A 20326-nucleotide genomic window follows, 5' to 3' on the forward strand; every position below is an offset into this window, starting at 1 on the left:
CTCCTACGAGACGGAATGAAGCCGCGTCGCTTCCCGCCTGACGCGCATCAGTTGCCGGAAGATCTGCGCTGTCGACGCCGCCGACTGTCTGATGTCGTAAAGCGCGGCGGCCCGTCGCACGCTCGCGGCCGACATGCGCTGCAAGCGTTCGGGGTGGTCGATCAGGGTCAGAGCCGCCTTTGCCACGCCATCCCAGTCGCCGGGATACTCGGAGACGATCCCCGGCCATTCGTTGGTGCCGATCAGGAGGCCGGTTTCGCCGGCCTCGATCAATTCGGGCACGCCGCCAACGCCAATGGCGACGACCGGCACCCCAGAGGCCGTTGCCTCCAGGATGGCCAGCGGCATGGCGTCCGCCCTGGACGTGTGAAGCATCAGGTCGAGGGAGGGATAGACCTTGCTAGGGTCCTGCCACATGCCCGCGAGATGCACATTGTGCTCGATGCCGGCACGCTCGATCGCTGCCCGGAGCTCGTTTTCCATCAGGCCGGTGCCAACCAGAGCGAAATGGACATCGGGCCTGTGCTGCAGAATCTGTTCGGCGGCCTTGACGAATTTGTCGGGACCTTTCTCCCAGGCCAGCCGGCCGACAAAGCCGATGAGGAGATCGTCGGGTCCGATCCCGATCGCATTGCGCAGGATCGACCGATCCGCGGACACCGGGTTGTAGACCGCCAGGTCGATCCCGTTCGGGACGAGGCTCACCGTATCCGACGCCAGTCCAACCGCCATGGCCTGCGACCAGGCTTCGCGGCAGACGACGATCGTGTGGCTTCCGGTCGTTCTGATGACGCTGATTTCCTGTGGGTGGAGGCTCATGCCGTGAAGGGTGGCGACAGTGGGGGTGTCCGTCAGCCGGCCGGCGATGGCTGCAACCGTATGGGCATTCATCAGATGGGCGTGGAGGAGATCGATGTGGCTCTCGCGGATCAGGGTGCAGATCATTTCGATGGTCCGCCACGGCGGATCATCGCGCAACGGAGCGATGAACACCTGATGCCCCTGTGCGCGGAGCTGGCTGGTGAAAGCGCTTTCGAAGGGACAGAGAACCGTCACCTTGAAATCGTCGACAGGCAGGTGGGCGATGAGGTTCTTGACGTAGTTTTCCATCCCTCCGACGATGGCGTTGCCGAGTACCTCGAGGACATGGATCCTTGACGTCGGGGAGTTGGAATTCCCTGTCACGACGTGAGGTGCTTTGGGCATCATGCAATCTCCGGTGAGAGGGCGGCGGGCAGTCTCAGCCATTCCGCCGCCGTTCGAAACATGATCGCCTCACGGTCGGCCGCGGATACGTCCAACTGGTCGAGCAGGGCATTGACCTCGTCGATGGCGCTGCGGATGTGGGCGCCGCTGCAAGGCAGGAAACGATCGCTGCCAAACTGTATCGAACGCGGTCCGATCACGTCCAGAGCCTTCCTGAACACCTCCTCGCGGTAGATCGGCGGCGGACCGAATGAAATGTCGAACCTGAACTGGCTGTCTTGCGGGCTGACGCCGTTGATCCGGTCGATCACGCCGACGGCATTCGCCTCGTCGCACCACGGCCAGCCGAGATGGGCCAGCGTCGCCCTCAGCCCGGGATGATCGCGGATCGCCTCGTAAAAGGCTGGGCGGCAGAACCTACCGGACCGGCCGTCGATAAAGATCCCGCTGTGGAAGAGGACCGGCAGGTCGAAGCGCGCTGCGACTTCGTAAACGCGATGGGCGCAGTCGTCATAGGGATACCAGCCGGTAGGCACCATCTTGAGGCCGCGGATGCCGGGCAATCCGGCGGCTTCCTCGAGGTCGTCCGCGGCTTGCGGGTGCAGCGGGTTCACGACGGCGAAGCCCACCAGCCGATCGGTGTGGTGCTCGACGAGACGCGAGAGATATTTGTTTCCGGCGCGCAAGGAGTCCCGGTCTTCGAGAGAATAGGGATCGGTCAGGAACGGCGCCAACAGGAAGGCGATATCGACCCCGGCATCATCAAGTGTTTGCAGGACATCTTCGGAAGTCTCCTGTCCCGAGGTGTGAAGATGCGCATCGATAATCATTGTCAGCCTCCGTCTGGCCGACAACTCTCGCTTCCCATGAGCGTTCCATGCTTAGCCGGAAAACAAGCGATAAAAGAAGGTCCGTACTGAAATTACAGAGGCCGGGACGTTAAACGTTGCGCCTGCGTATGATGGGCGTTGCTCGACATCGTCAACGCGCGACTGAGAGCGAGTAACGAGCGCACGCCGGGTCTTCGGGCCATGGGCACCGGACCGGCTGCAATTCTCGCCTTTGCCGCCGCTACAAGCTTTCGGTCGAGGCAGAGTTCTTCACTCTCGCCGAAGATCGGGCGTACGGTCGGCCGGTGCGCGTATCGGGTCAGAAACTTGCGATTGCGGTTGGCTCGCCTGCTGCCCGGCCGGTGTCTTGGCTGAGCCTTCGGGCGCATGACTGGTCGTTACCGGATGCATGCTCGCCGGCTGCTCGAGCATTGGGTTGGGTGGCATGCGAGGTGCGTTCAACATCCTTGAGCCCAGCTGCTGTCATGATCCGGGATTTGGGGTCGCGTGCGGGAGCGGCGGCCAAACCGCCGCCGTCGCATTACTTGGTCGATTTCTTTCTGGCCGCCTTGGGATTCTGCCCGGTCGCGCCCGAACTCTTGGCGTCCTTGGAATGCGCGGCTACGGCCGGACCGGCCCCCGCTGCCTTGCGCATATCACCGCCGCGCTTGGGCGCAGGCGCATCTTTTTTGCCGCCGGTGAACCTCGAGAGTATGTTGCCGAAAAAGCCCATTTCCTTGATCTCCGGATCCGGCTCCACGCCGTCATGGCAAGAAGCTTTATCCCGGCCATTGGTTCCTTTGTGGCGCCGATATTGGGTTGCTGGGCGCTCACGCGTCAGCGCGATGGCGGCCCACCATCGGCTATCCTATACCTGGTCATGCCCTGGCGTAAGCTTGTTATTGTGCAGTGCAGCAACGATGTCCTTGGAGACGCGTTACCATACGCCCAGCAAGGATATCGATTTTGCGCAACATCTCCGACACCATTGCCCGTCTGGCCGCGATGCGGGGCGGCCCGCGTCCTGCCACAAACATTCATCTCGACCGGCTATCGGACCTCGGCGCTTTCGGGTCCAATCCGGGCGCGCTTCGCGCGCGCTGCTATATTCCCAGCGATCTGCCTCCCGAAGCAGCGCTGGTCGTCGTCCTGCACGGCTGCACGCAGACCGCTTCCGCCTACGACCATGGCTCCGGCTGGTCGACGCTTGCGGACGAAGAGGGGTTCGCCGTGCTGTATCCGGAGCAGCAGCGTGCCAACAATCCCAATCTCTGCTTCGACTGGTTCGTGCCTGACGACACAAGGCGGGATCGAGGCGAAGTGCTCTCCATCCGCCAGATGATCGACACGGTCGTGGCAACGCATGGTCTCGACCGCCGGCGCATCTTCGTCACCGGACTGTCGGCCGGCGGGGCCATGGCGGCCTCGATGCTGGCGTCATATCCGGAACTGTTTTGCGGCGGCGCGATCATTGCCGGCCTGGCGCATGGCAGCGCGTCGACGATCCCGCAAGCTTTCGACCGCATGCGCGGTCATGGCGGGCCGACCATGGCGGAACTCCAGCGGCGGCTCAGGGACGCCTCGGCTCACACCGGGCCGTGGCCACCGCTATCGATCTGGCAGGGAACGGCCGACACCACCGTGGCGCCATCCAATGCGGATGCCATTCTCGGCCAATGGCACCGCGTCCATCGTATCGGCTCCGGCAAGCCTAGGACGGAAACGGTCGATGGACATAAGCGTGAGGTGTGGTGCGATGATGCCGGACGCGAGGTCATCGAGAGATATACGATTGCAGGCATGGGCCATGGCACACCGTTGAAGACCCACGGCGAGGACGGTCTGGGCAATGCCGCGCCGTTCATGATTGAAGCCGGCATATCCTCCACGCGCCGGATGGCGACTTTCTGGGGGCTGACGAGAGACACTGACGTTCAGCGAAAGAAAACGTCACGGCAGAAAGCGCCCGGTACGGCGGTCGAGCGTAGGACGCCGGTGGAAAATCCCCGCGCGGTCCGTATGGATCATGCCGCTGAAGCGGCGAAAGGCCCTCAACGGGCCGCAGCGACGGGCATCTCCAAGACGATCGAGGACGCTTTGCGTGCGGCCGGGCTTATGCGTTGACCTCCAGCCAATCCCGGCTCGGCAATTAAAAAACTCCCGGCCAAAGCAGCGCTTCGGCCGGGAGTTTGCGTATCGGAAACTAGATGCGGTTCACGTCACGAGCGCCGTCGCGACCGATCGTGGTCGCATCATAGGCATCGGCGTCCGCGTCGAAACGGGTCCAGCCATCAGCCTGATACTCGCTGCGGCGCTGTTCGAGATTGACCGAGTTTGTCTGGCTGAGAATCCTGCGGGCCTCTGTTTCCAGAGCGTCGTCGACCCTGGCCGTCACCAACGTCCCGCCGCGGCGGACACCTTCGGCATAAACATGGGCATCGTTTTCAGGGACGCCCGACTCCGTGAGCGCACCCACGATGCCGCCGGCGGCGCCGCCGACAACCGCACCGCTCAGCGCGCCAACCGCCGTAGCGGCCAGCCATCCCGCCGCCACGACCGGACCGACGCCCGGAATGGCCATCAGGCCAAGGCCGGCCAGCAGTCCGCCGGCTCCGCCCACAACGGCGCCCAGACCGGCGCCACCTGCGGCGTCGTCTGCCGCGTTGGACGTGTCCATGTGGGACGTGTCCGTGTGGTCGAGGCGGTTGTCGGCATTGTTGGCGACGATGCTGATATCGGAATGGGGAACGCCCGAGGCTTCCAGTTCGCCCACGGCATCGGAAGCGTCGTCATAATTGTCGAACAGTCCTGTAACGGTTTTCATATCTCAAATCTCCTTGATGGGGTTAATTAATTGATCCGGTTATTACTTGGCGCCGGCGACGACATTGCCCTGGTAGTCCAGAGCGACGTCCACGGTCTTGCCGTCCTTGGTAGCCTTACCGCGCCAGATGCCCTGGTCGTCCTTGGTCAGAGCCGAAACGTCGGAGAAGCCGGCATCCTGGATGCGGCCCTTGGCCTGGTTCTCGGTGAAGCTGTTCGCGCCTGGAACGGGCGCCGCCGGGTTGTTTTCATCGGGGGTTGCGACGGCCGGAGTCGTGCTGTCAGAGCCGGACGCGGCAGGCGCGGTGGTGGTGTCGGTGGTCGTTGCGGCCGGCGCCGTGGTGTCGGTCGTGGCAGCGGCCGGAGCCATGGAGGCCATCTTCTCGACCATGTCGCGGTGCATCTTCAGCGTCGGCAGGGTCTCCTGCGCGAACGTCTTCAACGAGGCATTATCGCCATCCTTGGCATAGCCTTCGAACAGGTCGACGGCTTCCTTGTGGGCGTCGCGCTGCATCTGGACGTAGGGCTTGTCGATCGGGTCCTTGGCGTTCTGCAGCGTGTCGACGTCACCCTTGTGCTTGGCGTCCAGTTCCTTCGGAACGGTCAGCTTCTGCTCGCCGGCGATGGTCTCAAGCTTGGCGTTGGCGGCGCCATGGTCGTCGATCATCTTCTGGGCAAAATCCTTGACGCCCTGGTCCTGGGCCTTGCCCTCGGCGATCTTGCTGGAATCCACTTCGAACATGCCGCCCACGGCCGCCTTGTTGACGAAGTCCTGGGCGCTGTCGGCGGCCAAAGCGGGCAGCGCGAAAGTCATGGCGGTGGCCGCGGCCAGGGAAGCGAGAAGTAGTCTAGTTTTCATGAGGAAGGTCCTTTCATGCACACATGTGCTGGGAGCCTAACCTTCATTTGGTGCCTTTGTTCCGGCCGGTGAGCGATAAACAAGGCCCGTCCCGCGTGAAGGATGCCCGAAGGCCGGCTGCTTAACTCAATGATCCGCAAGGAACTTCCGGCCCGCAAAACTGTTCTTGTAGCTCACACCTCAAAGGCAGGCTTTCAGGGCCGGCGCTCGAAAGCCTCAATGTCACGAATTGGAATTATCGGGTCAGGTCCCACGGCCATCTACACATTGCACGCGCTCATGGGCAGCAACGTGCCTCTGAGGATTACTATCTACGAGAAGACCGGCAGCGCTGGCACCGGCATGCCGTATCGCCAGGACACAAACCACGAGGCGCTGCTGGCGAACATTGCCAGCATCGAGCTGCCGCCCTTGCTGGTCAGCCTTGCGGATTGGCTGCGGTCATTGTCGCAGGGGGGTCTTGAGAGCCTCGGTCTGACGGCGCATGACGTCACGGACAGGGCGTTCTTTCCGCGCGTCACGCTGGGCACCTATTTTCGAGACCAGTTTTTCCAACTGGTCGAGAAGGCACATTCACTCGGTCATCGGGTGGAGGTCCTGACCCATCATCAAGTCGACGATATCCAAGCCGCCGAAGGGTATGTCACCGTCAACGGGATCGGCGATGGCGTCGCCTTTGAGGCGAAGTTCGACCATGTCGTCGTTGCCACAGGTCATACCGTCGACAGGCAGGACGCGGCCGGGGGCGACCGCACCTATTTCGACAGTCCGTATCCCACCTGGCGCCTGCAAGGGCTGCCGGCAGGGCGCATCGGTATTTTGGGCACGTCGTTGAGCGGAATCGACGCGGCGATATCCATCGCCCTCGACCACGGCGAGTTTACCGACGCGCCGGACGCCGTCTCGTTCGTTCCTCGCCCCGATGCCGAGGCTCTGCGCATCACCATGATGTCGCGCAACGGCCTGCTGCCGGAGGCGGACTTCTTCTGCCCGTTTCCCTACCAGCAGCTCGAGGTCTTCACGCAAGAGGCCGTCGACGAAGCCATAAAGGCCGGAAGCGACGCGTTGCTCGACCGGGTCATGTCGCTGTTCAAGGCACAGCTGGAGACGAGCGATCCCCAGTGGTCGCGCGCGATCAGGCTGTCGCGCCTGGATGCGGATAGTTTCCCGCCGGCCTATTTCGCGCCGAGGGCGGAGTCCGAGCCCTTTTCCTGGGCGCGCGCCAATCTGCGCGAGGTCATGGCGAACCGGGCGGCGAGCCACACCGTGCCGTGGCGCTACGCCATCTTGCGCATGCATGAGATCATGGAAGACGCGGTCGCGCATTTCAGCGCGGAGGACCGCAAGCGTTTCGACCGCGGCATGAAGCGGATGTTCATCGACAATTACGCGGCCATTCCGCCGCAGTCGGTGGAGCGGCTCCTGGCTTTGCATGAGGCGGGTGTGCTGAGCATCGAACGGCTGGGCGACGATTACGAGATCGACTCGTCGGGCCGTGCCCATTGCGTGAAGAGCGCCACGGCAAGCCTCAACTTCGACGTGCTGATCAATGCTGTCGGCGAGGGAGCGGTGAAGGATGACGATATCCTCTTTGCCGGCCTGAAGGACCATTTCGCCGTCATGGAGGAGGAATCGGAAGCACGAAGCGGTCGACAGGAGGGATCGCCGAGCCTGGCATCGGGCGAGATCCACATTGCGTCGCTTCCCTGGCTCCTGTCGGATCGGCCGTTCATCCAGGGGCTTGTGTCGAGCCACGAACTGGGTGCCGAGATCGCGGCCGACATTATCGCGAAGATATCGCGCCAGCAGCCAGCGCCCGCAACAATGGATGATCTGCTGATGTCGGTGCGGGGCGCCGACAGCGATCAAGCGGTCGAGGCGCGCTCGCCCGAGACGCTTGGCAGCTAAGGTTGATTTCCTAGTCGGCCTGGAACCCTCCGAAACAGATGCTCCGTTCGACGCTGACCGGCTCTGTCAGACGCTCCAAGGCGCGCTCGGGCCGCGCCTGGCATAACTATGGCGTCAGCGGGCGACGTGCTCGGTCAGCTGCGATTGCGACAGGCTCTTGATCATCCGCTCGGCCTCGATTTGCGCCTGGCCGATCAAGCTGTCGATTTCCGCCATCTCCAACGACAGCCCGTCTTCGGCCAGGTCGCGTCTTATCGCCTTCACCTGTTCGTGGGTGCGGCGTAGCGCGGCCACCTTCAAATCCTCCCCGGGTTGCGGGCGGCCGCCGGCGTTTTCGACAAGCCAGGCCGTCGCCAGTGCCAGGGAGGCGCGGAACACATAGGCCCCGTTTTCATCGCGAACCTTGATCCAGAAGCGGCGGCTGGGTCCGCCGGGCAGTTCTTCGCGGGCAATATCGGGAAGTACGCTGACCGCATGATCGCTCAGTTCCGCCAGTGTGTCGCAGATGACGCCTTCGCGGTCATCGGTAAACTCGTGGCCGTCGTGCAGATCGAAAAAATACCGTGCCATGCAATGTCCATCCGCTGCAGCCTCTATTACGAGATTACAAGCACTCATCTTCGGTTAGGTTCCTCTTTTAACTGTTTGAGCTCGTCCGCGATGTGCGAGGTAACCTGATGCTGCCGGGACTCTTCATGCGTCTGACGGACGACGCGCTGTGTAATTTCGCGCGCCGGAGGCAGTCCCTAGGCGACGTTGCTGGTGACTTCGAACTCGGGACGAGTGAAGCGTGCCGCGGGCGACAGGGGGACCAGTTCATACTGATTGGCGGGCCGGGCCCTCGACAGTTCGAAGGCGCCGCGATGGTTGTCTATGACAAGGTCGAGAACCGCGTTGGCCACGTCCACCGGCGCGTATTTGGCGGCGTGTCTCAGCTTCAGTTCGCCCCCGTCGGGAAAGCGCGCAACGATCGTGCCCGGCAATGCGCCCTGGCCGCGCTCGTCGACCTGGATCGTGACCCAGGCGTCGGCGTTCGTGGTCCGCCGAACGGTCTCCGGCGTTGCCGCTGATGCCGCCAGCCTGCGCGCTGCGCAGCATTGTTCCATGGTGGAGATCATGCGGCCGAAGCCCAGCAGCACAATATGCCGTCCGGTCGCGCCATCGTGGTCATCGCGCCACCAACCGGGCCGGTCCAGCGCCGGGTGGTCGCAGACGCCGCGCTTGGCCAGCTCCCTTATGACGCGCGCGACTGCCGTGGGGCGGGGGATCCCAAAGCGCATGTCGAATGCGCCGCTTTCGTAGAAACCATGCCGCGCCGACAGCATCGAATTCCAATCGACAGCGCCGAACAAAGACCAGGCCGTCACGGCGCGGATGTCGACGCCATTGGCCCTGGCCGCCTGTGCGGTGCGCCATCCTTCGGCCAGCCACCGCATCTGTTCGTCGCGGGTAGAACCATTGTGCAGTTCGGTAACGACGATCGGCAGCCGGTAGCGTGCCCAGAGCTCGTCGATCCTCTCGCTCAAGCCCGAGTCCCGCTGGTCGATGCAGCGCACGGCCGCGCTGTCGACATAGGCATCGATCCCGTTCCCGCCAATCGCGTCGTGCGGGTACAGTTCTGTCCGCTCGTCGAGCATCCGGTCGCTGGTGAGATAGTAATCAATGCCTATGATATCGGGCGGGCAGGGCTCGGCCCGCAGCTCGTCGATGTGGTCTTCGCGCACGCCGGCATCGAGCAGCCGCTCATGGAAGGGATGACAGGCGTTGACACGCCCGGCCAGCAGGTCGAGCGCCAGCCAGCGGCGTTCGTTTTCGTGATCCGCCTGATAGGCGAGATGTTCGGTTGAAAAGATCCGCCCGACATCTTCCGTCTGCACCAGGCGAGCCGATGGGACGTGGGCGCGGATCGCTTTCATCGCCAATGCGGTGGCGCGGCATTGGGCGACGACAAGCTGCAGGAAGGTTTCCTCGCTGACGCCATGCGGATGCCATACGCCATAGAGCCCGCTGATCCTGGCGGTCGTCAGCGGCTCGTTGATGGGTGTGTATGAACGGATCCATGGATAGCGTTGCGCGACCGCTGCGGCGTATCTTGCGAAATCAGCTGGGAAATCGGGATCGAGGATCGTTGACCATGAAGGCCCGCTGCCGTGGTGCATGAGACCGGCGATCGGCTTGATGCCCAGCTCGCGGAGACGTTGCAGCCGGGCATCCGTCCAGCTCCAGTCATGGCGGCCCGGCTCGGCTTCGACCTTCTCCCACAAGACGGGATATCGCAGTGTCTTGATGCCGAGGCCGGCGATGAGGTCTAGATCGTCCATTCGGTGCAAATGGCCGGTCTCCGTCAATTGGTCGCGCAGGGTGGCGCCAACCCGGACATGGCTGCATTCCACGCCGCCCCACATCTCCAGCGCATCGTTCATTCAGCGGCCTCTGCCGGCGTCGAACCGGCCAGCGGCAGGCTCTTCTGGATGCGTGCGAACGTCGCCAGCGCCTGGCCGACGACCTGGTCCATGTTATAATAGCGATATGTCGCCAGCCGCCCGACGAACCAGACGTCCTCAACATTGGCCGCAAGGGCCTCGTAGCGTTTATACAGCGCTTCGTTTTCCGCACGCGGCACGGGGTAGTAGGGGTCGCCGACATCGGTCGGATATTCGTAGGTGAGGCTGGTCTTCGGGCTCTGCTGACCGGTCAGGTGTTTGTACTCGGTGATGCGCGTATAGTCTTCCGTCTGCGGATAATTGACCACGGCGACAGGCTGGAACTGCTCGCGGTCGATGGTGACGTGCTCGAAGCGCAGCGACCGGTATGGCAGACGGCCCAGTGACCAGTCGAAATACTCGTCGATCGGCCCAGTATAGATCATGCGGCGGAACGGAATGCGGGACTGGATGTCCCTGTAGTCGGTCTGCAGCATGATCTTGATGTTCGGATTGTCGAGCATCCGCTCGAACATGCGGGTGTAGCCGCCGGCCGGCATGTTCTGGAAACTGTCGCCGAAATAGCGGTCATCGCGATCGGTGCGGGTCGGGACGCGCGCCGTCACCGATTTGTTCAGCTGTGACGGGTCCACGCCCCATTGTTTGCGGGTGTAGCCACGGAAGAACTTCTCATAGAGCTCGCGGCCGACCGTGCTGACCACGACGTCCTCGGCTGTCCTGATCTCTTCCACCGTTTCGCGCCGGGACGCGAAGAACTGCTCCAGCTCCTCGGACGTCAGGTCGAGCCCATAAAGCTTGTTGATCGTATCGAGATTGATGGGAATTGGCAGCAACTGGCCGTCGACCTGGGAGAGCACACGATGCTCGTAAGGTCGCCACTGCGTGAACGCCGAGAGATAGTCGACGATCGATTGCGCATTGGTATGGAAGATGTGCGGCCCGTATTTGTGGATCAGGATCCCGGCCTCGTTGTAGCAATCATAGGCGTTGCCACCGATATGGCTTCGCCTGTCGATCAGGAGGACGCTTTCGTTTCGCTGCGAAGCGATGCGCTCGGCAAGCACGCTGCCGGCAAAGCCGGCGCCGACGATCAGCCAGTCGAACATGTCTACGCACTCCGCCGGAACTGCAGGACATTGCTGGTGGAGCGCACGCGCTGGATGTGTCTCGACATCGCCGCCCAGGTGTTCTCCCAGGACATGTCGGCCAGATAGGCGTCGACCTGTGGCAGCAAGGCGTCGCGGGGACGGGCGAGCAGGGCGCGGAGCTTGGTCTCGACATCCTGCGCGTCGATGATGTCGACAAGTCCCTCCGCGCCATATGTCCTTACCACGTCGACGATCGCCGTTGAGACGAGGGGAACGCCGGCAGACAGGAATTCGGGCGTCTTGGTCGGGCTGATGTAGCGCGTGGCCGCATTAAGCGCGAACGGCATCCAGCCGGCATCCCAATGGCGGAGATAGGCGGGAAGCTCCGAATAGTCCTTGCCGCCCAGCCAGTGAATATTGGCGGCCTTGGGCAGGCTTTGCGGATCGATCTTCACAACCGGTCCGATCAGGATGAAATGCACGTCCGGCATGCGCTCCGCCGCGCTCGCCACCAGGTCCACGTCGAGCCGTTCATCGATGACGCCGAAATAGCCGACTCTGGGGTGCGGTATTCCTGCCTGGTCCAACGGATCGGCTCCGGAGCCCCTGGCCTGATGGAAATGCGAGACGTCGATGCTGCTCGGGAACGGAAACATCGACCCGTGCATGCCGCGCTTGGCCTCGTACAGGCTCTGCCCGCCGGTGAAGACAATATCGGCGCGTTGCAGCAGCCGCTTTTCCATTTCAACCAGTTCGACAGGCGCGTTCTTGAATGCGGAAAGCTCGTCCATGCAGTCATAGACACAGACATCGCAGGAAAGGTGGTCGCTGAAGCGCAGCGCCATCGGCGTGTAGTACCAAGTCGTCAACAGGTTGCGCGGCGCGGAAGCAACCAGGCTGTCGACAAACCGCCGCTGCGTGGCGATGGCGTCAGCTTCACTGGTGCCGTGCGGCAGAATCGGCGTGACGACCTTGATTGACGGGGAGACATCGTTCGAACGCAGGGAGGCTTGTGGTACCTGTTCGAAGATCGGCTCCTCGAAATAGATTACTTGCCTGGTTTTTGCGGCAAGAGAGAGAATATGCTGTGGACGCTGATATACAAAATTCCATCGAAGATGGGAAAAACACAGAAGTAAAGTCTTTTGTTCTTCCGGTTGTCTGTAATGAGATTTTCCCAGCAAGTCGTCCATAAATGAGTCCCTTGATGTTAGTCCCGAATGCATTCCTACAACAAATGTTAATCGACGCATTGAGATGTGATTGTTGCGTTCGGGTCTAACTTGCCCAAGCCTGACTCGTTCCGGCGCCGAACAAAATCATTCGCCAACGCATGATCGGTGGGGGGCCAAGCGGGTGGGTGTCCTAACCTTGCCGCCGGCGAGCCTTTGCCAAAGAACGCGGTCGGCAAGCGGCGTATTGCTGGCGACAGGCGTCGGCCGTCGCACTAGCCGTTTGCGCGGATTCGCATAAACAAGGTGGGCCTGGTTGGCGCGCTTAACCGCCATCAAGCATGGTCTTGAAATCCGCCGCGGCGCTTGCCATTTCGTCGCCGGGATTTGCCGTGGAAAGGGTTGCAGAGATGACGACGAGCACCGAGGAACGAGCCGCCGAGAACCATGTCTTCGAAGCCGATGTGGCGCGCCTTCTTCACATGATGGTGCACTCGGTCTACTCCGACAAGGACGTCTTCCTGCGCGAGCTGATCTCGAACGCGGCGGATGCCTGCGAAAAACTGCGTTACGAGGCGATCGCGGCACCCGAACTTCTGGCCGGCGATCCTTCCAGCCGCATTCTCCTGTCGCCGGACGAGGAGAACAGCCGGCTTGTCGTCGAGGACAATGGCATCGGCATGAGCCGCGACGAGATGATCGAGGCGCTCGGCACGATCGCGCGGTCGGGGACGCGCGCCTTCATGGAGCGCATCGAGGCCAACAAGGCCGGCGAGGGCGCGCAGCTGATCGGCCAGTTCGGCGTCGGCTTCTATTCGAGCTTCATGGTGGCCGACCGCGTCGATGTCGTCTCGCGCCGCGCCGGCTCCGGCGAGGCCTGGCTCTGGTCTTCGGACGGCAAGGGCAGTTACAGCGTTGCTCAGGCACAGCCGGCGGACGCGCCGGCGCGCGGCACCCGCGTCATCCTGCATCTGATGGAGGACGCCAAGACCTATGCGTCGCGCTGGACGCTGGAGCGCATCGTCAAGGAACAGTCGGGCCACGTCCCGGTGCCGATCTCCATCATCGAGAAGGCTGGCGCCGAGCCGGCGGAACTGACCGACGGCACCGCGCTGTGGACGAAGCCGAAGGGCGACATCACCGCCGAGCAGTACAAGGACTTTTATCGCGGCGTTTCCGGCCAATATGACGATCCGGCGCTGACGGTGCATTTCCGCGCCGAGGGGCGGCACGAATATGTCGCGCTTGCCTTCGTGCCGGGATCGCCGCCCTTCGACATGCTCGACCCGGACCGCAAGGGCCGGATGAAACTCTACGTGAAGCGGGTCTTCATCACAGACGATGCGGAACTCCTGCCGCGCTATCTGCGCTTCGTCCGGGGCCTGGTCGACACCGCCGACCTGCCGCTCAACCTGTCGCGCGAGATGATCCAGGACAGCCCGATCCTGGCCGCCATCCGCAAGGGCGTCACAGGCAGGATCATCAAGGAGATCGAGAAGCTCGCGGAGAGCGACGCCGTGGCGTTCGCGAAGCTCTGGGGCAATTTCGGCGGCGTCCTCAAGGAGGGCATCTACGAGGATTTCGAACGGCGCACGCAGCTGCTGGCGCTGGCGCGCTTCCGCTCCACCGCTTCGGGCGAGGGTCACCGGTCGCTCGCCGACTATGTCAGGGACGCCAAGGAGGGGCAGGACGCCATCTATTTCCTCGCCGGTACGAATCTCGAGCAGCTCAAGGCCTCGCCGCAGCTCGAAGGGTTCCGGGCGCGCGGCATAGAAGTGCTGCTGCTGACCGATCCGATCGACAGTTTCTGGACCATGAACGCCCCCGACTTCGAGGGCAAGACGTTCAAGTCGATCACCCAGGGCGCCGCCGACCTCACGAAATTCGCGAGGCCCGAGGGCGATGCCGCGCCGACCGAGACGGCCACGGCCGAGCTGGACGCATTCCTTGCCTTCGCCAGGGAAAAGCTTGCCGACGACGTGTCCGATGTCCGCCTGTCGGACCGGCTGACCGAAAGCGCCGCCTGTCTAGTCGCCTCTGAGCAAGGCTATGACCGAGAGATGGAACGCATGCTGCAGGGCGCCGGGCGGCTGCAGTCGGCGGCCAAGCCGGTCCTGGAAATCAATCGCGATCATCCGACCGTCAAGGCGCTCGCCGCCGAGACCACGGATGGTGCGTTGCGCGAAGACGCGACGCGGCTGCTTCTGGATCAGGCGCGGGTGCTGGACGGCGACAAGCCAACCGATCCGCGCGCCTTCGCCGACCGGCTGTCGCGGCTGCTGCGGTCATCGCTGGGGGCGGCGTAAAGGCCGCCGCTCAGCTTTTGCATTGAAGCCAGACCCGCATCCTTATATCGCATGGCCATGAAAAAAATCGGCTTCCTCTCGTTCGGGCACTGGACACCCTCGTCGCAGTCGCAGGTGCGCTCCGCCGCCGACGCGCTGCTACAATCCATCGACCTCGCCGTCGCCGCCGAGCAACTCGGCGCCGACGGCGCGTATTACCGGGTTCATCATTTCGCGCGTCAGCTGGCCTCGCCGTTTCCGCTGCTGGCGGCGGTGGGGGCCAGGACCAGCCGCATCGAGATCGGCACCGCCGTCATCGACATGCGCTACGAGAACCCGCTCTACATGGCCGAGGATGCGGGCGCCGCCGACATCATCGCCGGCGGCCGCCTGCAGCTTGGCATCAGCCGCGGCTCTCCCGAGCAGGTGATCGACGGCTGGCGCCATTTCGGCTACGCGCCGCCGGAGGGCCAGAGCGATGCCGACATGGCGCGCCACCACGCCGAGGTTTTCCTCCAGACGCTGCGGGGGGAGGGGTTCGCCCAGCCCAACCCCCGGCCGATGTTTCCCAATCCGCCCGGCCTGCTGCGGCTCGAGCCGTATTCGGAAGGCTTGCGCGAACGGATCTGGTGGGGCGCGGCCACCAACGCCACGGCGGAATGGGCGGCCAAGCTCGGCATGAACCTGCAGAGCTCGACGCTGAAATTCGATGAGAGCGGCAAGCCGTTCCACATCCAGCAGGCCGAGCAGATCCGCCTCTACCGCGAGGCCTGGAAGGCGGCTGGCCACGGGCGCGAGCCGCGCGTCTCGGTCAGCCGCAGCATCTTCGCGTTGGTCGACGACCGCGACCGCGCCTATTTCGGCCGCGGCAATGAGAGCCGCGACCAGATCGGCTTCATCGAGGAAAACACCAGGGCGATCTTCGGGCGCAGCTACGCCGCCGAGCCGGACGTGCTGATCAAGGAACTGGCGCAGGACGAGGCGATCGCCGAAGCCGACACGCTGCTCCTCACCGTGCCGAACCAGCTCGGCGTCGACTACAACGCCCATGTCCTCGAGGCCATCCTGACCCATGTCGCGCCGGCGCTGGGCTGGCGCTGAAGGGCGGGCGGCGGCCTTTCGCTTCGATCGCGGCGGCTGGACCGCGCCGGTTCGCAGCCGCTAGGATGGCGCCATGACCCTGTCGGCAAACATTCCGTCGCTGCACACGCCGATCGACGGACGGCACCGCAAGATGCTGATCGACGGCGCCTGGTGCGACGCGCGGGGCGGCGGCCGTCTCGAGACCCGCAATCCGGCGACCGGCGCCGTGATCGGCACCGTGCCACTCGCGGGTGCGCCCGACATCGACCTGGCGGTGGCGGCGGCGCGGCGCGCCTTCGACGGTCCATGGAGCCGCTTCAAGCCCTATGAGCGCCAGCTGCTGCTGCTCAGGATCGCCGATCTCATCGAGCGCCACTGGGAGGAGGTCGCGCTCTCCGACACCACCGACATGGGCATGCCGATCGTGCGCACGCTGGCCAACAAGACCCGCGTGCTCGGCATGCTGCGCTTCTATGCCGGCATGGCGACCTCGATCCATGGCCAGACGATCGGCAATTCGCTGCCGGGCGACATCGTGTCCTATACCCGCAAGGAAGCGGTCGGCGTGGTCGGCGCGATCATTCCCTGGAACGCGCCGACCGCCGCCTCGGTCTGGAAGATCGGCCCGGCGCTGGCGACCGGCTGCACCATCGTGCTGAAGCCATCGGAAGAAGCGCCGCTGACGCCGCTGCTGATCGGCGCGCTGATGATGGAGGCCGGCGTGCCACCTGGCGTCGTCAACGTCGTCACCGGCACCGGCGCGGAGGCCGGCGCGCCGCTCGCCGCCCATATGGACGTCGACAAGATCGTCTTCACCGGCTCGACCGCCACCGGCCAGAGCATCCTGCGCGCCTCGGCCGGCAACATGAAGCGCGTCTCGCTGGAACTCGGCGGCAAGTCGCCGGTGATCGTGTGCGCGGACGCCGATCTCGCACGCGCCGTGCCGATCGCGGCGATGTCAGTGTTCGCCAATTCCGGCCAGATCTGCATCGCCGGGTCGCGGCTGTTCGTCGAGCGGCCGATCCACGACGAATTCGTCGAGCGGGTTTGCGCCTTTGCGGCGAAGCTCAGGATCGGCGACGGCGCCGATCCCCAAACCGAGATCGGGCCGCTGATCTCGGCCCGGCAGCTCGAGCGCGTCGCCGGCTTCATCGAGGACGGCACCAGCCAGGGCGCTCGGCTGGTCACCGGCGGCAATCGCCTCACCGAAGGCCCGCTCGGGGCCGGCAATTTCATCGCGCCTGGGGTGTTCTCCGGCGTCACCGACGACATGCGCATTGCCCGGGAGGAAATCTTCGGCCCGGTGATCTCGACGCTGCCCTTCGATACGCTGGACGAGGCGGTGCGGCGCGGCAACGACACGCCCTACGGGCTGGGCGCCGGCGTGTTCACGCGCGACCTCGGCAAGGCGCACCAACTGGTCAACCGGCTGCGCGCCGGGTCCGTCTGGGTCAACACCTACCACGCCATCGATCCGGCGGTGCCGTTTGGCGGCTACAAGATGAGCGGCTACGGCCGCGAGGGCGGCGCCGAGCATCTCGACGAATATCTCAACACCAAGGGCGTTTGGATCCGCACGGATTGATTGCACTGTCCTATTCCGTCATCGTATGGTTGTGGCTACATTCGCATGCTCGCGATGGCCGCAAAACTGGCCGCCATCGTTAGGAGTCAGCCAATGCGAGGGGGTGGGAAATGGCTATAAAACGTACCGTGTTCCTGATCGGTGGAGGCACCGGCGGAGACGAGGAGGCCGTATTTACTCTGCACGCCGACGATACCGTCTGCAGCCTGACATGCAGCTATCGAGGCAAGATGATCAAGGCCGAAGAAGAGGATTTTTTTGAAGCCTTGTTTCAGATCCGCCAGGATTTGGAGGTCGATGGTTTGCTGCCATTTTGCTACGGAGCGAGTGCGTATGTGTTTCCCGAAAATACAGTGATCACCGAGAGCCGCGGATTGATGGCCGTGAAGGTCAAGATGGGGGAACATCCTCAAAGGGGCGATGTGATCGACATATTCGACGAAGGCCCCGACGTCGTTCCGGTTTTTGTCCACATGCAGCAACAATTCTGGGAAGCCTGGCTGGCGTCACTTCCTTCATAGCACATGGCGCTCACTCGATGCCGCCGGTGACCGTGTAGGCGCCGGCGGTGCGGCCATCGGCCAGCCTCACCACGGCGATGACGATCGAGCCGTAGGAGCCGCGCCAGGTGCTGTGCAGAGGCCGGTGTTCGGCGGCGGGGACGAGCACCCGGCCGGTGAAGCGGACGCCGCTTCGGCTCAGCGCGACGGTCTCGTCGTTCACATGCACCTGGACGCCGGCCCGTTCGATTTCGATGGCGTCGCCAGAGAGGTCGACGGTGACGGCAATCTCGTCCTGATCGCCGGATGGGCGCGTTTCGGCGGCAAGGGTGATGCGAGGCGCCGGCCTGTCGCGGTTCCCGGCAGGCGCTGGACGGTTGGAGAAGAAATCGCCGGGCTGCGGCGGCGTGCGCGGCGGCGCGGTGCGGCGTTGCGTGGCGCGTTCATAGTCGCCGGCCATGCGCAGCAACCTTTCGTCATCATAGGCCTTGCCGGCGAAGGTCAGGCCGACCGGCATGCCGATGTCTGTCATCGTCCCCATCGGCACGGTGACGGTCGGGATGCCGAAATGGCGCCAGACGAGATTGCCGTTGGCGACCCAGGTGCCATTGCGCCAGGCAAGTGCTGCGGACGTCTCGTTGATGTCGGCGTCGGCGGGACCGACATCGGCCACGGCGGGCAGCACCACGGCGTCGATGCCTCGCGCGTCCAGCCAGTCCTCGAAATCGATCCGCCTTGTCGCCTCCAGCCCTTGCAGGCCGGCTTCCAGCGCCGGAATATCGGCCAAGGGCGTCACGCCGCGCCTGGCGTGCTCGACATATTCCGCCAGGTCGAAGCCACCCTCATAGCGATCGGGCAGCGCGCCCGGCGGCTGGGGGAAAATCTTCGGACCATCGACCGAGGCAAGGTCGGGCAGAGCCGGGTCGGCATTGGCGCGCAGGAAGTCATCCCAGCCCCAGACGCAAAGGTCCCAGATCTCGCGCTCGGCGAATTCTGCCGGCACCAAGCCGCGCTCAACCATGGTGCGCGCGCCGGGGCGGTCGCGCTCATAGTTGGAGACGACGGGGAAATCGACTTCCACCACCTCGGCGCCAAGCATGGCCAGATCCGCCGCCCCCTGTTCCCAAAGGGCAAGCACCGAAGCGCGGGTTTCGATCGGCTTGTCGGCCCCGCCGTCGCGTCCGATATACATGGTCGGCACGCCGAGGCGCATGCCTTTCAGCGAGCCGGCCAGCGCCAGATCGGTGTAGCGCGGCGGCCGCAGTTGCGAACTCTTCGGCAGCTTGACCCAGGGCTGGGCGCGCCAGAAATCGCCCCGCGTCTGGGGGTCGTCGGCGACGATGACATCGAGCAGTTCAAGCATGTCGGGCACGCTGCGCGTGTGCGGCACCACCACATCCATGGTCGGCACGAGGGGCCAGTTGCCGCGCACCGAGATGACGCCGCGCGAGGGCGTGTAGGCGACCAGCGCATTGTTGGAGGCCGGCGCGCGGCCGGACGACCAGGTTTCCTCGCCGAGCCCGAAGGCGGCGAAGCTGGCCGCGGTGGCGGTGCCGGAACCATTGGACGAACCGGACGCGAAGGCAGCGGTCAGAAAGTCGCCATTATAGGGGCTCTCGGCGCGGCCATAGACGCCGCGCTGCATGCCGCCATTGGCCATTGGCGGCATGTTGGTGAGGCCGATCAGCACCGCGCCTCCGGCCCTGAGCCGGGAGATGGTGAAGGCATCCTCGTTGGCGACGAGATGCTCGAAGGCGGGCGAACCGGCGGCGACCGTCAGGCCTGAGACTTTGTAGCTGTCCTTGGCCGTGTAGGGGATGCCGTCCAATGGTCCGAGCACGGCGCCGTCGCGGCGCCGCCGGTCCGAGGCGGCGGCCTCCTCGAACATAAGCGGGTTGAGCACGGGAATGGAATTCAGCGTGATGCCATGCCGATCGTAACGGGCGATGCGCCTGAGATAGGCCCCGACCAACTCGACGCTGGTCACCGTGCCTTCCTCGAGCGCATGGCGCAATTGCTCGATCGTCGCTTCGACGATGTGAAGGCTGGCGTCGGTCATCATGGCTCCCGAGTTGCGGTCGATTCAAGGGATGAGCGAGGATGCCGTCTTCGGCAAGAGCCAATCGAGCCTGCGGGTGAACATGGGCTGTTGCCGTTCGTCCGACAGGTCCGCGAAACCATATGGAGGGAACTTTTGTCCGGCGGGCGGTTTTGCATATATTGTGCGATTCCGGATGCCAGAAAGGTGCTGCAATGAAGACAAACCGCCTCGCGATCCTCACCATCGCTCTTGCCCTCGGCGCTTGTGCCTCGGCCCTTGCCGGAGACAGGCATCAGCATCACAAGGTCCAGCCGGAACGCTACGTTCCCGCCGACAACGACCTCATCAACTTCCTGTTCGGTGGCCCGCGCTATTACGACCAGCAGATGTTCACCACTGGAGCCGGACCCTGCTCCTACGATCGCGTCGGCCCGGACGCCAACGCACTCAACAAGATCAACGATCACCACTGCGGCAAGTAGCAGGCCTGACGTCTGGATTG

The 20326-nt window shown here is 63.9% G+C and carries 17 protein-coding genes; 7 read left to right on the top strand and 10 right to left on the bottom strand.

Going from position 1 to position 20326, the window contains the following annotated elements; all coding sequences use genetic code 11:
* Nucleotides 1-3: 3 nt before the first annotated feature.
* From LB513_RS11390 to LB513_RS11400, 3 genes are all read right to left on the bottom strand, one after another.
* Nucleotides 4-1209 (bottom strand): glycosyltransferase family 4 protein, encoded by a 1206-nt coding sequence (locus LB513_RS11390; protein ID WP_224663592.1) that lies wholly within the window; start codon nucleotides 1207-1209, stop codon nucleotides 4-6.
* A complete protein-coding gene (locus tag LB513_RS11395) occupies nucleotides 1206-2036 on the bottom strand; it encodes an amidohydrolase family protein (protein WP_224663593.1) in 831 nt (276 codons plus the stop codon). The genes LB513_RS11390 and LB513_RS11395 overlap by 4 nt, the downstream gene beginning before the upstream one ends.
* A gap of 541 nt (nucleotides 2037-2577) precedes the next feature.
* Nucleotides 2578-2769: a hypothetical protein gene (locus LB513_RS11400; RefSeq protein WP_224663594.1), complete on the bottom strand. Its 192-nt coding sequence runs from the start codon at nucleotides 2767-2769 to the stop codon at nucleotides 2578-2580.
* Between the two features lie 233 nt (nucleotides 2770-3002).
* Between LB513_RS11400 and LB513_RS11405 the strand changes: the two genes are divergently transcribed.
* Entirely contained in the window at nucleotides 3003-4160 is a 1158-nt protein-coding gene (locus LB513_RS11405; RefSeq protein WP_224663595.1) for an alpha/beta hydrolase family esterase, read from the top strand.
* 79 nt (nucleotides 4161-4239) lie between these two features.
* On the opposite strand, the gene LB513_RS11410 is transcribed toward LB513_RS11405, so the two are convergent.
* Together LB513_RS11410 and LB513_RS11415 are read right to left on the bottom strand one after the other, a co-directional pair.
* Entirely contained in the window at nucleotides 4240-4860 is a 621-nt protein-coding gene (locus tag LB513_RS11410) for a general stress protein (RefSeq protein ID WP_224663596.1), read from the bottom strand.
* Nucleotides 4861-4902: 42 nt separating this feature from the next.
* Complete coding sequence (locus LB513_RS11415) at nucleotides 4903-5718, bottom strand: DUF4142 domain-containing protein (protein WP_224663597.1); 816 nt, start codon at nucleotides 5716-5718, stop codon at nucleotides 4903-4905.
* A 219-nt stretch (nucleotides 5719-5937) separates the two neighbouring features.
* Between LB513_RS11415 and LB513_RS11420 the strand changes: the two genes are divergently transcribed.
* Complete coding sequence (locus LB513_RS11420; protein ID WP_224663598.1) at nucleotides 5938-7626, top strand: FAD/NAD(P)-binding protein; 1689 nt, start codon at nucleotides 5938-5940, stop codon at nucleotides 7624-7626.
* A 114-nt stretch (nucleotides 7627-7740) separates the two neighbouring features.
* Here the strand turns inward: LB513_RS11420 and LB513_RS11425 are convergent, their stop codons facing one another.
* From LB513_RS11425 to LB513_RS11440, 4 genes are all read right to left on the bottom strand, one after another.
* The gene (locus LB513_RS11425) at nucleotides 7741-8196 is read right to left on the bottom strand and encodes a DUF6894 family protein (RefSeq protein ID WP_224663599.1); all 456 of its coding nucleotides are present in this window, start codon (nucleotides 8194-8196) and stop codon (nucleotides 7741-7743) included.
* Nucleotides 8197-8372: 176 nt separating this feature from the next.
* Complete coding sequence (locus LB513_RS11430; RefSeq protein ID WP_224663600.1) at nucleotides 8373-10049, bottom strand: family 1 glycosylhydrolase; 1677 nt, start codon at nucleotides 10047-10049, stop codon at nucleotides 8373-8375.
* Nucleotides 10046-11176: a UDP-galactopyranose mutase gene (gene glf, locus LB513_RS11435; protein ID WP_224663601.1), complete on the bottom strand. Its 1131-nt coding sequence runs from the start codon at nucleotides 11174-11176 to the stop codon at nucleotides 10046-10048. Before glf ends, LB513_RS11430 begins: the two co-directional genes overlap by 4 nt.
* A gap of 2 nt (nucleotides 11177-11178) precedes the next feature.
* Nucleotides 11179-12351 (bottom strand): glycosyltransferase family 1 protein, encoded by a 1173-nt coding sequence (locus LB513_RS11440; RefSeq protein WP_224663602.1) that lies wholly within the window; start codon nucleotides 12349-12351, stop codon nucleotides 11179-11181.
* A 389-nt stretch (nucleotides 12352-12740) separates the two neighbouring features.
* Here LB513_RS11440 and htpG point away from each other — a divergent pair, with 389 nt between their 5' ends.
* The 4 genes from htpG (at nucleotide 12741) to LB513_RS11460 (ending at nucleotide 17804) form a co-directional block, all read left to right on the top strand.
* Nucleotides 12741-14636, top strand: coding sequence for a molecular chaperone HtpG (gene htpG, locus LB513_RS11445; RefSeq protein ID WP_224663603.1), 1896 nt, complete (start codon nucleotides 12741-12743; stop codon nucleotides 14634-14636).
* A gap of 57 nt (nucleotides 14637-14693) precedes the next feature.
* Complete coding sequence (locus LB513_RS11450; protein WP_224663684.1) at nucleotides 14694-15716, top strand: LLM class flavin-dependent oxidoreductase; 1023 nt, start codon at nucleotides 14694-14696, stop codon at nucleotides 15714-15716.
* A gap of 73 nt (nucleotides 15717-15789) precedes the next feature.
* Entirely contained in the window at nucleotides 15790-17283 is a 1494-nt protein-coding gene (locus LB513_RS11455; RefSeq protein ID WP_224663604.1) for an aldehyde dehydrogenase family protein, read from the top strand.
* A 110-nt stretch (nucleotides 17284-17393) separates the two neighbouring features.
* The gene (locus LB513_RS11460; RefSeq protein ID WP_224663605.1) at nucleotides 17394-17804 is read left to right on the top strand and encodes a hypothetical protein; all 411 of its coding nucleotides are present in this window, start codon (nucleotides 17394-17396) and stop codon (nucleotides 17802-17804) included.
* 10 nt (nucleotides 17805-17814) lie between these two features.
* Here the strand turns inward: LB513_RS11460 and LB513_RS11465 are convergent, their stop codons facing one another.
* Nucleotides 17815-19842, bottom strand: coding sequence for an amidase (locus tag LB513_RS11465; RefSeq protein WP_224663606.1), 2028 nt, complete (start codon nucleotides 19840-19842; stop codon nucleotides 17815-17817).
* A gap of 194 nt (nucleotides 19843-20036) precedes the next feature.
* Between LB513_RS11465 and LB513_RS11470 the strand changes: the two genes are divergently transcribed.
* Entirely contained in the window at nucleotides 20037-20306 is a 270-nt protein-coding gene (locus LB513_RS11470; protein WP_224663607.1) for a hypothetical protein, read from the top strand.
* Nucleotides 20307-20326 lie beyond the last annotated feature (20 nt).

It is taken from the genome of Mesorhizobium sp. ES1-1 (assembly GCF_020164785.1).
Lineage (GTDB): Bacteria > Pseudomonadota > Alphaproteobacteria > Rhizobiales > Rhizobiaceae > Mesorhizobium.

Bases quoted from the DNA above. Each gene is read 5' to 3' on its own strand.
- LB513_RS11390 (WP_224663592.1), bottom strand. From the start codon at position 1,209: ATGATGCCCAAAGCACCTCACGTCGTGACAGGGAATTCCAACTCCCCG.
- LB513_RS11395 (WP_224663593.1), bottom strand. From the start codon at position 2,036: ATGATTATCGATGCGCATCTTCACACCTCGGGACAGGAGACTTCCGAA.
- LB513_RS11400 (WP_224663594.1), bottom strand. From the start codon at position 2,769: ATGGGCTTTTTCGGCAACATACTCTCGAGGTTCACCGGCGGCAAAAAA.
- LB513_RS11410 (WP_224663596.1), bottom strand. From the start codon at position 4,860: ATGAAAACCGTTACAGGACTGTTCGACAATTATGACGACGCTTCCGAT.
- LB513_RS11415 (WP_224663597.1), bottom strand. From the start codon at position 5,718: ATGAAAACTAGACTACTTCTCGCTTCCCTGGCCGCGGCCACCGCCATG.
- LB513_RS11420 (WP_224663598.1), top strand. From the start codon at position 5,938: ATGTCACGAATTGGAATTATCGGGTCAGGTCCCACGGCCATCTACACA.
- LB513_RS11425 (WP_224663599.1), bottom strand. From the start codon at position 8,196: ATGGCACGGTATTTTTTCGATCTGCACGACGGCCACGAGTTTACCGAT.
- LB513_RS11430 (WP_224663600.1), bottom strand. From the start codon at position 10,049: ATGAACGATGCGCTGGAGATGTGGGGCGGCGTGGAATGCAGCCATGTC.
- glf (WP_224663601.1), bottom strand. From the start codon at position 11,176: ATGTTCGACTGGCTGATCGTCGGCGCCGGCTTTGCCGGCAGCGTGCTT.
- LB513_RS11440 (WP_224663602.1), bottom strand. From the start codon at position 12,351: ATGGACGACTTGCTGGGAAAATCTCATTACAGACAACCGGAAGAACAA.
- htpG (WP_224663603.1), top strand. From the start codon at position 12,741: ATGACGACGAGCACCGAGGAACGAGCCGCCGAGAACCATGTCTTCGAA.
- LB513_RS11450 (WP_224663684.1), top strand. From the start codon at position 14,694: ATGAAAAAAATCGGCTTCCTCTCGTTCGGGCACTGGACACCCTCGTCG.
- LB513_RS11455 (WP_224663604.1), top strand. From the start codon at position 15,790: ATGACCCTGTCGGCAAACATTCCGTCGCTGCACACGCCGATCGACGGA.
- LB513_RS11460 (WP_224663605.1), top strand. From the start codon at position 17,394: ATGGCTATAAAACGTACCGTGTTCCTGATCGGTGGAGGCACCGGCGGA.
- LB513_RS11465 (WP_224663606.1), bottom strand. From the start codon at position 19,842: ATGACCGACGCCAGCCTTCACATCGTCGAAGCGACGATCGAGCAATTG.
- LB513_RS11470 (WP_224663607.1), top strand. From the start codon at position 20,037: ATGAAGACAAACCGCCTCGCGATCCTCACCATCGCTCTTGCCCTCGGC.